The following is a 14,581-nucleotide window of genomic DNA, read 5'->3' as shown; positions in this document are numbered from 1 at the left end:
AGAAAGAAAGCATGAGCAACTGGTTAGTAGACAAACTGATCCCTTCGATCATGCGTTCCGAGGTGAAGAAGAGCTCGGTGCCCGAAGGTCTTTGGCACAAGTGCCCGTCCTGCGAGGCCGTGCTCTATCGTCCGGAGCTGGAAAAGACCCTGGATGTTTGCCCCAAGTGCAACCACCACATGCGGATCGGCGCACGTGCCCGCATCGATATCTTCCTTGATGCTGAAGGCCGCGCCGAACTGGGTGCCGACCTGGAGCCAGTGGACCGCCTGAAATTCCGCGACGGCAAGAAGTACAAGGACCGCCTGAGCGCAGCCCAGAAGCAGACCGGCGAGAAAGACGCGCTGGTTTCCATGAGCGGTACGCTGCTGGGTATGCCAGTGGTGGTTTCGGCTTTCGAATTCTCCTTCATGGGCGGTTCCATGGGGGCCATCGTCGGCGAGCGTTTCGTGCGTGCGGCCAACTACGCCCTGGAAAACCGCTGCCCGATGGTCTGCTTCTCCGCCTCCGGTGGTGCGCGGATGCAGGAGGCGTTGATCTCCCTGATGCAGATGGCCAAGACCTCCGCGGTGCTGGCGCGCTTGCGTGAAGAAGGCCTGCCGTTCATCTCCGTGCTGACCGACCCGGTCTACGGCGGCGTATCCGCCAGCTTGGCGATGCTGGGTGATGTAATCGTCGGTGAGCCCAAGGCGCTGGTAGGTTTCGCCGGCCCTCGAGTGATCGAGCAGACCGTGCGCGAGAAGCTGCCTGAAGGCTTCCAGCGCAGCGAGTTCCTGCTGGAGCACGGTGCGATCGACATGATCATTTCCCGTCAGGAACTGCGTCCACGCCTGGGCAACCTGCTGGCACAGCTGATGGGGCTGCCGACGCCGGAGTTCGTGGCTGCACCGGTCGAGCCGATCGTGGTTCCCCCGGCTCCTGCAAGCCTATGACCCAACGTACCCTGGGCGAGTGGCTCGCCTACCTCGAGCAGTTGCATCCTTCGGCCATCGACATGGGGCTGGAGCGCTCGCAGCAGGTAGTGTCCCGGATGGGGCTGGGCAAGCCGGCGCCCCGGGTGATAACCGTTACCGGTACCAACGGCAAGGGTTCCACCTGTGCCTTCATCGCTTCCCTGCTGCGGGCCCAGGGCCTGCAGGTCGGGGTCTACAGTTCGCCGCACCTGTTGCGCTACAACGAGCGGGTGCAGGTCAATGGCATCGAGGCCACGGACCAGCAGCTGTGCGAGGCCTTCGCTGCGGTGGAGGCCGGGCGTGGCGATGTCTCCCTGACCTATTTCGAAATGGGCACCCTGGCGGCGTTCTGGCTGTTCCAGCGCGCAGCCCTGGATGCCGTGGTGCTTGAGGTGGGCCTGGGAGGGCGCCTGGATGCGGTCAACCTGGTGGATGCCGATATCGCCCTGGTGACCAGCATCGGTGTCGATCATGTGGAGTATCTCGGGGACTCCCGCGAGTCTGTGGCCTTTGAAAAGGCCGGGATCTTCCGTCCTGGCGCCCCGGCGTTGTGCGGCGACCTCGAGCCGCCGCAGCCTTTGCTGGACAAGGCGCGAGAGCTGGGTTGTGCGTTTTTCCTCCGTGGCCGGGATTTCGATCTGGGAATCACCGATACCCATTGGCAATGGCGTGGCCTGGATAACCAGGGCAATCCGGTGCAATTGCGTGACCTGCCGCTACTCGACCTGCCCATGGAAAACGCGGCACTGGCGCTGCAGGCCTATCTGCTGACCGGGTTGCCCTGGCAGCCTGAGCGGCTCGCCAGCGCGTTGCAGCAGACCCAGGTGACCGGGCGCCTGGATCGTCGCCGGATCAACTGGCAGGGCAAATCCCTCAACCTGTTGCTGGATGTCGGGCACAACCCCCATGCGGCGCAGTACCTGGCCGAGCGCCTGGCGCGCCGGCCGGTGGCTGGCCGGCGCCTGGCGGTGTTCGGCCTGTTGGCCGACAAGGACCTGGCGGGCGTGGTGGCCTGCCTGCAGGCGTCGATCCAGCACTGGGCCGTAGCTCCACTGGACTCGCCCCGGGCGCGTCCTGCCGAGGAGCTGCAGGCGGCGCTGGAGAACCTTGGCGCTCCCGTGGCGTCTTATGCCAGCGTGGCGGCGGCGCTGGAGGCGCAATGCGCGCAGGCCACCGCCGATGACGAAATACTGCTGTTCGGGTCTTTTTATTGTGTTGCCGAGGCCCTTGAGTGGCTTGCCCGGCGCGCCACGGAGGAAGCTGCACATGGCTATGCTGGATAACGTCTACAAGCAGCGGATGGTCGGGGCGTTGGTGCTGGTGGCACTGGCAGTGATCTTCTTGCCGATGCTGTTCTCGCGAGAAGACGAGCAGCGCCACGTGGTGGTCGAGGCGCCTGCTGCGCCGCAGCCATCGGCGTTGCCCCAGGTCCAGGTCGAGCCGGTGGTGGTCCCGGAGCCGCAGCCATTGCCGCAAGGTTCCGTGCCTGCCGATGATCCGGTGGTGCAGCAGGCGGCCCCTGCGGCGCCGATCGCCCCCAGTGTGCCAGCGACTCCGGCTCCGGTAGTGGTCAACAAGCCGGCCCCGACGCCCAAGCCGGCGCCCGTGCCGGCGCCAGCGCAGCCGGTGGTGAGCGCCAAGCCCGATACCAGCCAGAGCCGTGTCGATGCCAATGGCTTGTCCGTCAGCTGGTCGGTGCAACTGGCCAGCCTGTCGAGCCGGGAAAGCGCGGAAAACCTGCAAAAGACCCTGCGTAGCCAAGGCTATAACGCTTATATCCGTTCGGCCGAAGGCAAGAACCGGGTGTTCGTCGGGCCGCTGATCGAGCGTGCCGAAGCGGATCGCCTGCGTGATCTGTTGGGTCGCCAGCAGAACCTCAAGGGCTTCGTGGTGCGCTTCCAGCCAGAGCGCGGTTGATTTGTACGGCACAGTGAATCGCAGCTTACCGACAGCCAAGCGCTCTGTTAAAATGCGCCGCCTTATCCGTCTGTAGGCTGCACTGTGCCATTTACCCTGGTTGACTGGGCGATTGTTGCAATAATCGCCATTTCCGCTTTGATCAGCTTGAGCCGTGGTTTCGTCAAAGAAGCCTTGTCGTTGCTTACCTGGATCATCGCAGGAGTCGTCGCCTGGATGTTCGGTGGCTCACTGTCCGAGTACCTCGGCGCTTATATCGAAACTCCTTCGGCTCGCGTGATCGCGGGCTGCGCAATCATGTTTGTCGCCACCTTGCTGGTGGGCGCAATGGTCAACTATCTCATCGGCGAATTGATTCGCGTCACCGGCCTGTCCGGCACCGATCGATTCCTCGGCATGGCCTTCGGCGCGGCGCGTGGCGCGTTACTGGTGGTCGTGGCGGTCGGGCTCCTGAGCCTGGGGCCGGTTCAGCAGGATTCCTGGTGGCAGCAGTCGCGACTGGTGCCACAATTTCTATTGGTTGCAGATTGGTCCAAGAACCTCATATTGGGGTGGAGCAGTCAGTGGCTGGCCAGCGGTATCAGCGTACCCGCTGAAATACCGTTCAAGGAGCACCTCTTACCGGCCCAGGCGCCTCAGTAAGATGAGCTCAGTTCAGTTCCATTAAGTAGGGGTTGCGTCGCATGTGTGGCATCGTCGGTATCGTCGGTAAGTCGAACGTTAATCAGGCGCTGTATGACGCGCTAACCGTCCTCCAACACCGCGGCCAGGACGCGGCTGGTATCGTGACCAGTCATGATGGCCGGTTGTTCCTGCGCAAGGACAATGGCCTGGTCCGTGACGTGTTCCAGCAGCGCCACATGCAGCGCCTGGTCGGCCACATGGGCATCGGCCACGTGCGTTACCCGACCGCCGGTAGCTCCACTTCGGCCGAGGCCCAGCCGTTCTACGTCAACTCGCCTTACGGCATCACTTTGGCGCACAACGGCAACCTGACCAACGTCGAGCAACTGGCCAAGGAGATCTACGAGTCCGACCTGCGTCACGTCAATACCAGTTCCGATTCCGAAGTGCTGCTCAACGTCTTCGCCCACGAACTGGCCCAGCGCGGCAAGCTGCAGCCCACCGAGGAAGATGTATTCGCCGCCGTGACCGACGTGCACAACCGTTGTGTGGGTGGTTATGCGGTGGTGGCGATGATCACCGGCTACGGCATCGTCGGTTTCCGCGATCCCCATGGCATCCGTCCGATCGTGTTCGGCCAGCGCCATACCGACGAGGGCGTGGAGTACATGATCGCCTCCGAAAGCGTGTCCCTGGATGTGCTGGGCTTCACCCTGATCCGCGACCTCGCGCCGGGCGAGGCGGTCTACATCACTGAGGAAGGCAAGCTCTACACCCGCCAGTGCGCCACCAATCCGCAGCTCACCCCGTGCATCTTCGAGCATGTATACCTGGCCCGTCCTGATTCGATCATCGATGGCGTCTCGGTATACAAGGCGCGCCTGCGCATGGGTGAGAAGCTGGCCGAGAAGATCCTGCGCGAGCGTCCCGAGCACGATATCGACGTAGTGATCCCGATTCCGGACACCAGCCGCACCGCGGCACTGGAGCTGGCCAACCACCTGGGCGTGAAGTTCCGCGAAGGTTTCGTGAAGAACCGCTATATCGGCCGGACCTTCATCATGCCGGGCCAGGCCGCCCGCAAGAAGTCGGTACGCCAGAAGCTCAATGCCATCGAGCTGGAATTCCGCGGCAAGAACGTGATGCTGGTGGACGATTCCATCGTGCGTGGCACCACCTGCAAGCAGATCATCCAGATGGCCCGTGAGGCCGGTGCGAAGAATGTCTACTTCTGCTCCGCCGCCCCGGCCGTGCGTTATCCGAACGTGTACGGCATCGACATGCCGAGCGCCCACGAGCTGATCGCCCACAATCGTTCCACCCAGGATGTGGCCGACCTGATCGGTGCCGATTGGCTGATCTACCAGGACTTGCCGGACCTGATCGAGGCGGTCGGTGGTGGCAAGATCAAGATCGAAAGCTTCGACTGCGCAGTGTTCGACGGCAAGTACGTTACTGGTGATGTCGACGAGGCCTATCTGAACAAGATCGAGAATGCCCGTAACGATGCCTCCAAGGCCAAGACCCAGGCGGTCAGCGCGATCATCGATCTGTACAACAACTGATCCAGAGCATTCACGAAGAGATTAGGAGTAGGCGGCATGAGTCAGGATTGGGATGCCGGTCGGCTGGATAGCGACCTTGAAGGCGTAGCGTTCGATACCCTGGCGGTGCGCGCTGGTCAGCACCGTTCGCCGGAGAGCGAGCATGGTGATCCGATGTTCTTCACCTCCAGCTATGTGTTCCGCACGGCCGCCGATGCGGCTGCGCGTTTCGCTGGCGAGGTGCCGGGCAACGTCTATTCGCGCTACACCAACCCTACGGTGCGTTCTTTCGAAGAGCGCATCGCGGCCCTCGAGGGGGCGGAGCAGGCGGTGGCTACCGCGACTGGCATGGCGGCGATCCTCTCGGTGGTCATGAGCCTGTGCAGCGCCGGTGACCACGTATTGGTTTCGCGCAGCGTGTTCGGCTCCACCATCAGTCTGTTCGAGAAGTACTTCAAGCGTTTCGGCGTCGAAGTCGGCTACGTGCCCCTGGCGGACCTGTCCGGCTGGGACGCGGCGATCAAGAGCAATACCCGATTGCTGTTCGTCGAGTCGCCCTCCAATCCTCTGGCCGAACTGGTGGATATCGCCGCACTGGCTGAGGTGGCTCATGCCAAGGGGGCGATGCTGGTGGTGGACAACTGCTTCTGCACCCCGGCGTTGCAGCAGCCGCTCAAGCTTGGTGCGGACGTGGTGGTGCATTCGGCCACCAAGTTCATCGATGGCCAGGGTCGCTGCATGGGCGGTGTGGTGGCCGGGCGCAGCGAACAGATGAAAGAAGTGGTGGGGTTCCTGCGTACCGCGGGGCCGACCCTGAGTCCGTTCAATGCTTGGGTCTTCCTCAAGGGGCTGGAGACCCTCAGCCTGCGCATGCGTGCCCATTGCGCCAATGCCCAGGCCCTGGCCGAGTGGCTGGAACGCCAGGAAGGGATCGAGAAGGTGCATTACGCCGGGCTCGCCAGTCATCCGCAGCATGAATTGGCCAAGCGCCAGCAACGTGGCTTCGGCGCGGTGGTGAGTTTCGAGGTCAAGGGGGGCAAGGAGGGCGCCTGGCGCTTCATCGATGCCACTCGCCTGGTCTCGATCACCGCCAACCTGGGTGACAGCAAGACCACCATTACCCATCCAAGCACCACCTCCCACGGGCGCCTGGCGCCGCAGGAGCGTGAGGCTGCGGGTATTCGCGACAGCCTGATCCGTATTGCGGTCGGCCTGGAAGACATTGCCGACCTGCAAGCCGACCTGGCTCGCGGCCTGGCAGCCTTGTGATCGAGTTGTCGACGCCCCCGGGGGCGGGCAATGGTCGTGTTGCGCTGGTTACCGGCGCGGCACGGGGTATCGGCCTGGGCATCGCCGCCTGGCTGATCAGCGAAGGCTGGCAGGTGGTCCTCACCGACCTGGATCGCGAGCGCGGCTCCAAGGTGGCCAAGGTGCTGGGCGACAACGCCTGGTTCATCACCATGGATGTGGCCGATGAGGAGCAGGTGGCTGAAGCGGTCGCCGAGGTGCTGGGGCAGTTCGGGCGTCTCGATGCCCTGGTTTGCAATGCTGCCGTGGCCGATCCGCACAATATGACCCTGGAAAGCCTCGACCTGGGCCATTGGAATCGGGTGTTGGCGGTGAATCTTGGCGGGCCGATGCTGCTGGCCAAGCATTGCGCGCCCTATCTGCGGGCCCACGGCGGTGCGATCGTCAACCTTGCCTCCACCCGCGCCCGCCAATCGGAGCCGGACAGCGAAGCCTATGCTGCGAGCAAGGGGGGCTTGTTGGCCCTGACCCATGCTCTGGCGATAAGTCTCGGGCCGGAGATTCGCGTCAATGCGGTAAGCCCGGGCTGGATCGATGCTCGTGACCCGGCCGTGCGGCGCGCGGAGCCCTTGTCCGATGCCGACCATGCCCAGCATCCGGCAGGACGGGTGGGCACCGTTGAAGATGTGGCGGCGATGGTGGCCTGGCTGCTTTCACGCAGTTCGGGATTCGTCACCGGCCAGGAGTTCGTGGTGGACGGTGGCATGTCCAAGAAGATGATTTACCAGGATTGAATTCTTTCGCGGGCAAGGAGCGGAGCGCTTGCCAATCGCTGGGGATTTTTCCTGGGGCTTGAAGCGTGTCGTTTACAGCTCTTTTGAAAAAAACTTCAATCCTGCTATTGACTTAGCTTCGATACGTGCGTAAATTTCGCGGCCTCAGCGAAGCAAAGGGTGATTAGCTCAGCCGGGAGAGCATCTGCCTTACAAGCAGAGGGTCGGCGGTTCGATCCCGTCATCACCCACCACTTCCTGAGTGCCTTTCGAAAGAAAGGCGGAAGCTTCCAAGGAAGCCTCCAACCGACGCGCAGCGGTAGTTCAGTCGGTTAGAATACCGGCCTGTCACGCCGGGGGTCGCGGGTTCGAGTCCCGTCCGCTGCGCCATATTTTCCAAATCAGGTTTTCCTGGTTTGAGATTGGAAGCCTTAGGGCCTAGATCAGACGATTTAAAAGTTTCACCTGGATGTAAGTCCAAGCGATACGCAGCGGTAGTTCAGTCGGTTAGAATACCGGCCTGTCACGCCGGGGGTCGCGGGTTCGAGTCCCGTCCGCTGCGCCATATATGCTTCAAGGACCACTGAACGCCTTGATGCAGCGAAACAGCAAAGACCCTGGTCGCAAGACCGGGGTTTTTTGCCTTTCGCCTCTGTGGTTTCTGTCGTTATGATTCGCCCACAAAAAACCGCCTGGCTGGCGGTTTTTTTGTGGGCGAAGAACAGCCTCGTCAGAAACCGAGCTTGTCCCGCAGGCTGTAGTACCAGGCTCCCAGGGCGCTGAATGGGACGCGTAGTGCATGCCCGCCAGGGAAGGGGTAGTGAGGCAGGTTGGCGAACGCGTCGAAGCGCTCTGCCTGGCCTCTCAGGGCCTCTGCCAGGACCTTGCCGGCCAGGTGGGTATAGGTCACGCCATGGCCGCTGCAGCCCTGGGAGTAATAGATGTTGTCCCCCAGGCGGCCAACTTGCGGCAGGCGCGACAAGGTCAGCAGGAAGTTGCCGGTCCAGGCATAGTCGATCTTCACATCCTTGAGCTGTGGGAAGGCCTTGAGCATCTTCGGGCGGATGATCGCCTCGATGTTCGCTGGATCCCGGGCGCCATATACCACGCCGCCGCCGAAGATCAGGCGCTTGTCGCCGGAGAGGCGATAGTAATCGAGCAGGTAATTGCAATCCTCGATGCAATAGTCCTGGGGTAGCAGGCTGGCTGCCAGTTCGTCGCCCAGGGGCTCGGTGGTGACCACCTGGGTGCCGCAAGGCATGGACTTGGCTGCGAGCTCCGGAATCAGGTTGCCCAGGTAGGCGTTGCCGGCAACGATGACGAACTTGGCGCGGATCCTGCCCTGGGGGGTGTGCACCACGGGAGAGGCTCCACGCTCGATGCGCACTGCCGGGGATTGTTCGTGGATGATGCCGCCCAGAGACTCGACGGCGGCCGCTTCGCCCAATGCCAGGTTCAGCGGATGGATGTGGCCGCCGCTCATGTCGAGCATGCCGCCCTGGTACTGGTCGCTGGCCACGACTTCGCGAATCCGGCGCTCATCCAGTAGTTCCAGTTGAGTGTGGCCGTAGCGTTCCCATAGGCGCTTCTGCGACTCCAGGTGAGCCATCTGCTTGCCCGTCAGGGCTGCGAACACGCCACCGTCCTTCAAGTCGCACTGGATCTTGTGCTTGGCGATGCGCTCGCGAATGATCTTGCCGCCCTCGAATGCCATCTGTCCCAGCAGTTGCGCTTGCTTGGGGCCGACGCTGCGCTCGATCACATCGATGTCGCGGCTGTAACTGTTGACGATCTGGCCGCCGTTGCGTCCGGATGCGCCGAAGCCGACCCTGGCCGCCTCCAGCACGGTGACGCGAAAGCCGCTCTCCAGGAGGAAGAGGGCGCTGGACAGGCCGGTGTAACCCGCACCGATCACGCAGACGTCGGTTTCCATCTCGCCCTGCAGTTGGGGGCGTTCCGGGGCGGCGTTGGCTGAAGCGGCGTAATAGGACTGGGGGTATGGAATGTGCGCCATCCTGCGACCTCTTGTGTTTAATATATTTTACGAGTGCGGCGATGCTACCTGAGTTGCAAATGGGCTGCCAGAGCAGAAGAAAAACTTCTTCGCCCTCGGGAAATTAAAAAATTCGCATATTCATAGGCTTAGCTGAAAAAAGGTGTTGACACCCCTCCGGAATTCCGTAGAATGCCGCCTCACAGCAGGCACGTAGCTCAGTTGGTTAGAGCACCACCTTGACATGGTGGGGGTCGTTGGTTCGAGTCCAATCGCGCCTACCAAACAAAATCCGCTCTGCTGGGCGGTCTGAAAAAGGGTTCACCGAAAGGTGAGCCCTTTTTTCGTTATAGGGCTTTTTCACGGCCTTTGCCAAATCCCTCCGATCTTCCCGGTGCCCGCTGCATGCGGTGTCCTGCCCGCGCAGAGCTGATGCCTGGTGTTGCTCTGATGACGCCTCAGGTTTCTTTTATTCCTCGTTGCCTGGCCGCTTGTGCACGTGGCGCGATGGAGCGTGTAGCCACTTGGTCGATGCTGGTGCGGCTGGCACATGCATTTGCTGCGCGAATATGAAAGGTGGCGAACAAGCCGCGAAAATAGAACAGCGGAGGCTGTATCGCTGGTGGTCATTTCTGTCCGTGTTTTTTCCCGAGCACAGCAAAAAAAATCATAACCCTGTGTTTTTTCTGATGAAAACTTGGTGGCTCGGTTCTTCTGATAGATGAAAGATGGCTTTCGATGGACGCATTCCTGGGATCTTCGCCGTTGGCTAGGCAGCGATCGCAGGTAGCTCCAGGGTGGCAGCAGACGAGACGCTTGCGTTAATTATCATCATCAGATGCCAGGGGAGGGTACGGAGCAGCGTTGGTCGTCGCCCAAGCCCTGAGGATGCGTCTGCTGCAGTTGATTGAAAGCGTCGACAGATTGCCTGCCGGTGCTGCCAGGCTAGGGGGAAGGGCGGCCATTACCCCGTGACCTTGCTGGTGATCAATGATTGATGGGTTAGAGGTTGGCCTCTGATTTGCCCAGGCGTTTGATCAGGGGTTCGAGCTCTGGGCGTGTGCTCGCCCATTCATCTTTTGTGATGCCAAGCAATGCCACGTCAATCCGCACACCTTCCTTGAGAATGTGCTTGCGGCGGGTGCCTTCGAGCTTGAAACCAAACTTCAAATGCATGTTTATCACAGAGGTATTTGTTTCCAGTACCTCGCAATTGAGCTTCTCCAGGCCAGCTTCATTGAATGAGTAATCAAGCATCCAGAATTCCACCCTGCTCCCGAGGCCTTTTCCCTGTCGCTCGGAGTCCAGGTAGAAGGCCCAGTCCGCGGTTCGGTGCAGGCTATTGATGGCACTGAGTGAAACGACACCGACCGCCTGTTCATCCTGGAGAACGACAAATACCTTTTGCCGCAGGTTGCCCTGGAGGGAAGCCAGCCAATCCTGATGTTCGCTTTCGGTGATTTCGTGGGAGGTGTACATGTGCCTTCGAACGGGCTCCTGGTTACGCAAGTTGCGTATATGTGCTTGAAGTTCGGAGCTGGCGTCGAGCAGCGGCAGGAATCGCATGCAAGTATCCTTATATGAACCGAGGGAGCCGGGAGGGAATCTTGCCATGATCGAGGCAGGATTTATCTGACTGGGCGCACCTCCGGGGCTGTCGTCGGATAAACTTTTCGAGTCGAGGGCAAAGGGCAGGCATGGTGCCTGCCTTTGTCTTGTTGTGGCGGGAGGGAACTGGCCGATGACCGGCTCCCCGTGCCGGCAGGGTTTCAGTTGCCTGGCGTGAAAGCGCTGCCGTTGAAGGTGCGCACCGGATTGCCGCGTTCCACCTGGTGGTGGGCGTAGCGGCGATCCTGGCGCAGCTGCTCCTGGTCTTGCTGTTGCCGGGCTTCCAGGCGCTGCTGGATCAACAGGCGCGCCAGGCGCTTGTTGTCATGCTGGCTGCGCTCGGATTGCACCTTCACGCTGATGCCGGTAGCCAGGTGCGTGGCACGCACGGCGGAGTCCGTGGTGTTCACATGCTGGCCGCCGGGACCTGAGGCACGCATGGCTTCGAAGCGGATCTCGCTGTCCTGGGCGCCCTGGGGCGGACTGAACAGCTGGCCGGCGAAATACCAGTTCTTGCGCTTGTGACCGGGCCGCGAAGGGCTCTTGCAGCTCCACAGCAGGGTGCCGGTCCAGCGCCGGGCAAGCTCCTCGGCCTGCTCGCCGTCGAGGCTGGCCAGGACCGACTTGCAGTGGTTGCCGCCATACCCGGCAGCCTGCTCCACGATATCGATACGCACGCCCAGGATCTGGGCCTCGCGATACAGTTGGCGCAAGGCCTTGCTCACGGCGATTTCACACTCCACCGGGCCCTGGGCGGAGGAGAGTTGCAGCAACAACATCAGCAGCACCCCCGGCGCTTGTAGGTCAGTACCGGCTTGAGCCGGGCGATGATCTTCACCAGTCCGGCATCTCGCAGGCTACCTACTACGCTATCGATGCTCTTGTAGGCCTCGGGGGCCTCCTCGTACATCAGGCCGCGGTCTTCGCAGATCACCCGGCTGCCCAGTTGGGTGCGCTTGAGCTGCTCGAAGCTGAAGCGCGCATCCAGGCGGCCCTTGCAGTCGCTGCGCAGCCATTTGCGCCCGGCCCCATGGGCCAGGGAATAGAGGCTGGCGGTTGCCGGGATGGGTTGTACCAGGTAGCTGTAGTCGCCCCGGGAGCCCGGGATGACCACCGGTCCCACGTCAGAAGGCGTGGCCCCTTTGCGATGCAGCCAGCCACTGACTCCGTCGACGTTGGCCGGCGATACCAGGTTGTGGTTGATGTCCAGTACGGAATGTCCCTTGGCCCGCAGGTTGCAAAGCAGCCGCTCGGCGATCAGCCGGCGATTGGCCTCGGCGAAGCGCAAGGCCTCATTGTGCTGCTGCAGATACTGGGCGCCGGCGACGCTGTCGACTTCCAGGGGCTGATGCCCATGCTGGTCCACATGGCGGCGCAGAATGGCTTCTCCCAGGCCCCGGGAGCCGCTGTGCACCAGCAGGAGCAGGGCCTTGGGGTTCAGCTCCAGTACTTGCAGGGCCTCGGTGTCGTACACCTGGTCGAGCTGCTGCAGCTCGGCGAAGTGGTTGCCACCCCCAATGGTGCCCAGGGAGTGCTCGTGGCCAGTCACCGGTAGGCCCAATTGCTCACGTTCTTCATCCCACTGCTCATCCAGCGGATGGTCGATGTTGCCGATCTTCTTTTCCAGCTTGTCGAGGTTCGGGCGAATGCTGGAAATATCGGTTTGCCACAGCGCCATGCCGCAGCCGATGTCGTTGCCCACCAGGGCTGGGTAGATCACCTCGGTGGAGAAAAATGCCGCGCCTACCGGGTAGCCTCGGCCGGGATGCAAGTCGGGCATGCCGACGACCTGGCGCATGCCGGGCAGTTGGGCGGTGGTGTGCAGTTGCTGGAGCGCTTTGTCTTCGATCCAGGTGGTGTCGGAGGCGATCAGAGAGACGCCGTTCGACAAATGACGGATGCAAGTGTCCATGTCCAATTCCTGATTGGAAAAAAATATTCAGGTAATGGCAGGACGAAGCGGGATTAAGCGAAGGCGCTAACGAATAGCGGATGCAGCGTTTAAACCAGGCACGTCCTGCAAGGGGTGATCAGCTGTTCCATGATGAGTCTCCTTGTCAAAAGTGTGGGAAGGGGCGCGAAGGTTAATCGTTTGTCCCGTGGCTGGCAATGGGCCATTTTACACGATGGGCACCTTCGCCAATGGCCGTGGTCGTAACAACCATCACCTTGTCGAATGAGGATGGTTATGCAGACCTTCGGTGAGCGCTTGAAAGAACAGCGCAAGGCGCTGGGGCTCTCCCAGCAGGAATTCGGGGCTATCGGTGGAGTCGAGGCCAATGCCCAGGGGCGCTATGAGAGCGGTGAACGGGTACCCAAGTCGGATTACCTGATGGCGATCGGACGCCATGGGGTAGATCTGCTCTACGTATTGACCGGCGAACCTTCACGCCTGCCCGAGGGCAGCCTGAGCGCCGATGAAAGCAGCATCATCCAGAACTACCGCCATCTTGGCGACGACGACCAGGAGGCTATTGCCCAGCTGGCGTCGTCCCTGGCCGAATGCTGAAGCCTGGTGCGGGTTTTTTCTCGGCCGTGGACGGCTTTTTTCCTGCGCCTGGGCGATACTCTCGCGTTTTCACGGACCAGGAGGCAGCATGCGGGTTTTGATGGCGGTAACGGTGGCGGCCCTGTTGGCCGGCTGTGTGAGCTCTAACATGGATGATGCGCGGGCCAAAGCCCCCGCCAAGACCTTGAGCTCGGCCAAGGCCGATCAGTTGGTGGCGCAGTGCGTGCAGTTCGCCTGGCAGGATGAGGCGGTATTCGGTGTCGATGCCGCAGCCTATCTGGAGTCGGGCAAGGGCGGTGGCTATACGGTGTATAGCCGGTCCGCCGAATCCTTCGTGGATATCAAGGCGGAGGCGGCGGCGACTACCGTCCGCTTCTACGCCGTCGAAGACAATTTCGTCTCCAAGCGCCGCCTGGCGGCTTTGGCCACCTGCTTGTAGTTTCCCCTGGCGCGGCCTTCAGCGCGTTTCCTGCAAACCCGGCCCTGGCCGGGTTTTGTCGTTTCTGGAACTTGGATTTTTCGGGCTTAGTTTCAAGTTCTTCTCTGGAATAAATCGGGGAGAAGTCATTTTTACTCCAGAAAAGCGTGTAATACATTGACTCTTCAAATTGTCAGCGCAAATAAGGAAGTCCAGAGTTTAGTGGGGTTTGCGCTGTTTTTTGAAAATTGGCCGATGTGGTTACTTCTCGAGGGCATGAAAAAAGTCGGAAAAAGTGCGCTAAGTTAAAGGTGCTCGCCAAGAGCGAGTTTTATTTAATCAATGGAGTGAAAGAAATGAATAAGCCACAAACTCAACTTAAACATGGTCGTGTCGTATCTCCTTCCAGCCGCGGTGCGGTTGCGGTGGATCTGGGTCTCCTGGGCACCTGGCAGGTCAACGAAATGGAAGGCGGAAAGAACTTGCCTGCCCTGGGCGCCGGCCCGTTCCCGGCCCCTTACGGCAGCGACGAACCCAGTGTCGCACCGCCTGCAGATGGCCATATCCTCAGCGGTGGCAAGACCGATGCGCGTGATTGCGTCAACTTCACCGACGAAGAAATGTCGAAGAAACTCAATCGTCCATTCAGCTGGCCGCTGGTGAACGTGGAGCCTGGGCAAGTATTCCGGGTGCAGTGGGTTTACAGCGCTCCACATGTTACCCGTGGGTATAGCTGGTTCATCACCAAAGATGGCTGGGATCCGAAACAACGGATCAGCCGTGCGCAACTTGAGCCCAAGGCTTTTTACCAGGATTTCTATACTCAAGTTCCGTATCACGCTCATGGCCCGGAATTGAAAGCCAAGACCGAACATGAAGTCGTGCTGCCCAAGAACAAGAAGGGGCACCATGTTGTAGTTCTGGCCTGGATTGTGGCCAATACCGGTAACGCTTTCTATCAGGCCTTCGATCTGGACTTCAAGTAAGTTGCAGT

At 61.0% G+C, this 14,581-nt stretch carries 14 protein-coding genes and 4 tRNA genes; 14 read left to right on the top strand and 4 right to left on the bottom strand.

Annotated elements, in window-relative coordinates:
- Positions 1-11 precede the first annotated feature (11 nt).
- The 10 genes from accD (at position 12) to CAG11_RS28740 (ending at position 7,624) form a co-directional block, all read left to right on the top strand.
- On the top strand, positions 12-932 hold the full coding sequence (gene accD, locus CAG11_RS28785) for an acetyl-CoA carboxylase, carboxyltransferase subunit beta (protein WP_085599487.1): 921 nt from the start codon (positions 12-14) through the stop codon (positions 930-932).
- A complete protein-coding gene (gene folC, locus CAG11_RS28780) occupies positions 929-2,236 on the top strand; it encodes a bifunctional tetrahydrofolate synthase/dihydrofolate synthase (protein WP_085599485.1) in 1,308 nt (435 codons plus the stop codon). The genes accD and folC overlap by 4 nt, the downstream gene beginning before the upstream one ends.
- Positions 2,220-2,870 carry an SPOR domain-containing protein gene (locus CAG11_RS28775; RefSeq protein ID WP_031321372.1) on the top strand — a complete coding sequence of 217 codons (651 nt, stop codon included), beginning with the start codon at positions 2,220-2,222 and terminating at the stop codon, positions 2,868-2,870. Before folC ends, CAG11_RS28775 begins: the two co-directional genes overlap by 17 nt.
- 84 nt (positions 2,871-2,954) lie before the next feature.
- Positions 2,955-3,512, top strand: a complete 558-nt coding sequence (locus CAG11_RS28770; protein ID WP_022643449.1) for a CvpA family protein — start codon at positions 2,955-2,957, stop codon at positions 3,510-3,512.
- A gap of 41 nt (positions 3,513-3,553) precedes the next feature.
- Positions 3,554-5,059 carry an amidophosphoribosyltransferase gene (gene purF / locus CAG11_RS28765; protein WP_031321374.1) on the top strand — a complete coding sequence of 502 codons (1,506 nt, stop codon included), beginning with the start codon at positions 3,554-3,556 and terminating at the stop codon, positions 5,057-5,059.
- Between the two features lie 36 nt (positions 5,060-5,095).
- Positions 5,096-6,307: an O-succinylhomoserine sulfhydrylase gene (locus CAG11_RS28760; protein WP_085599483.1), complete on the top strand. Its 1,212-nt coding sequence runs from the start codon at positions 5,096-5,098 to the stop codon at positions 6,305-6,307.
- Between the two features lie 5 nt (positions 6,308-6,312).
- Positions 6,313-7,080, top strand: a complete 768-nt coding sequence (locus CAG11_RS28755) for an SDR family oxidoreductase (RefSeq protein ID WP_053138390.1) — start codon at positions 6,313-6,315, stop codon at positions 7,078-7,080.
- Positions 7,081-7,237: 157 nt separating this feature from the next.
- Positions 7,238-7,313 (top strand) — tRNA-Val (locus CAG11_RS28750).
- Between the two features lie 59 nt (positions 7,314-7,372).
- Positions 7,373-7,449: transfer RNA gene (locus tag CAG11_RS28745), tRNA-Asp, on the top strand.
- Between the two features lie 98 nt (positions 7,450-7,547).
- Positions 7,548-7,624: transfer RNA gene (locus CAG11_RS28740), tRNA-Asp, on the top strand.
- Between the two features lie 165 nt (positions 7,625-7,789).
- Here CAG11_RS28740 and CAG11_RS28735 read toward each other — a convergent pair.
- Positions 7,790-9,073 (bottom strand): FAD-binding oxidoreductase, encoded by a 1,284-nt coding sequence (locus CAG11_RS28735; RefSeq protein WP_085599481.1) that lies wholly within the window; start codon positions 9,071-9,073, stop codon positions 7,790-7,792.
- Between the two features lie 186 nt (positions 9,074-9,259).
- On the opposite strand from CAG11_RS28735, the gene CAG11_RS28730 reads away from it, so the two are divergent.
- Positions 9,260-9,336: transfer RNA gene (locus CAG11_RS28730), tRNA-Val, on the top strand.
- 718 nt (positions 9,337-10,054) lie between these two features.
- On the opposite strand, the gene pseH is transcribed toward CAG11_RS28730, so the two are convergent.
- From pseH to CAG11_RS28715, 3 genes are all read right to left on the bottom strand, one after another.
- Positions 10,055-10,618, bottom strand: a complete 564-nt coding sequence (pseH, locus tag CAG11_RS28725; protein WP_085599479.1) for a UDP-4-amino-4,6-dideoxy-N-acetyl-beta-L-altrosamine N-acetyltransferase — start codon at positions 10,616-10,618, stop codon at positions 10,055-10,057.
- Between the two features lie 203 nt (positions 10,619-10,821).
- Positions 10,822-11,439: a peptide chain release factor H gene (gene prfH, locus CAG11_RS28720; protein ID WP_085599559.1), complete on the bottom strand. Its 618-nt coding sequence runs from the start codon at positions 11,437-11,439 to the stop codon at positions 10,822-10,824.
- Positions 11,439-12,572, bottom strand: coding sequence for an RNA ligase RtcB family protein (locus CAG11_RS28715; protein WP_085599477.1), 1,134 nt, complete (start codon positions 12,570-12,572; stop codon positions 11,439-11,441). Before CAG11_RS28715 ends, prfH begins: the two co-directional genes overlap by 1 nt.
- Positions 12,573-12,848: 276 nt before the next feature.
- Here CAG11_RS28715 and CAG11_RS28710 point away from each other — a divergent pair, with 276 nt between their 5' ends.
- The 3 genes from CAG11_RS28710 to CAG11_RS28700 all read left to right on the top strand — a co-directional run bounded on the left by CAG11_RS28710 (position 12,849) and on the right by CAG11_RS28700 (position 14,573).
- The gene (locus CAG11_RS28710) at positions 12,849-13,169 is read left to right on the top strand and encodes a helix-turn-helix domain-containing protein (RefSeq protein WP_053138141.1); all 321 of its coding nucleotides are present in this window, start codon (positions 12,849-12,851) and stop codon (positions 13,167-13,169) included.
- Positions 13,170-13,257: 88 nt separating this feature from the next.
- The gene (locus CAG11_RS28705) at positions 13,258-13,608 is read left to right on the top strand and encodes a hypothetical protein (RefSeq protein WP_085599475.1); all 351 of its coding nucleotides are present in this window, start codon (positions 13,258-13,260) and stop codon (positions 13,606-13,608) included.
- A 335-nt stretch (positions 13,609-13,943) separates the two neighbouring features.
- On the top strand, positions 13,944-14,573 hold the full coding sequence (locus CAG11_RS28700) for a lytic polysaccharide monooxygenase auxiliary activity family 9 protein (RefSeq protein ID WP_031321399.1): 630 nt from the start codon (positions 13,944-13,946) through the stop codon (positions 14,571-14,573).
- The last annotated feature ends 8 nt before the right edge of the window (positions 14,574-14,581 follow it).

Source organism: Pseudomonas sp. B6(2017) (assembly GCF_002112765.1).
GTDB classification, from domain to species: domain Bacteria; phylum Pseudomonadota; class Gammaproteobacteria; order Pseudomonadales; family Pseudomonadaceae; genus Aquipseudomonas; species Aquipseudomonas piscis.
The sequence above is the reverse complement of the archived record's forward strand: the minus strand, read 5'-3'. Positions and strand labels throughout refer to the sequence as shown.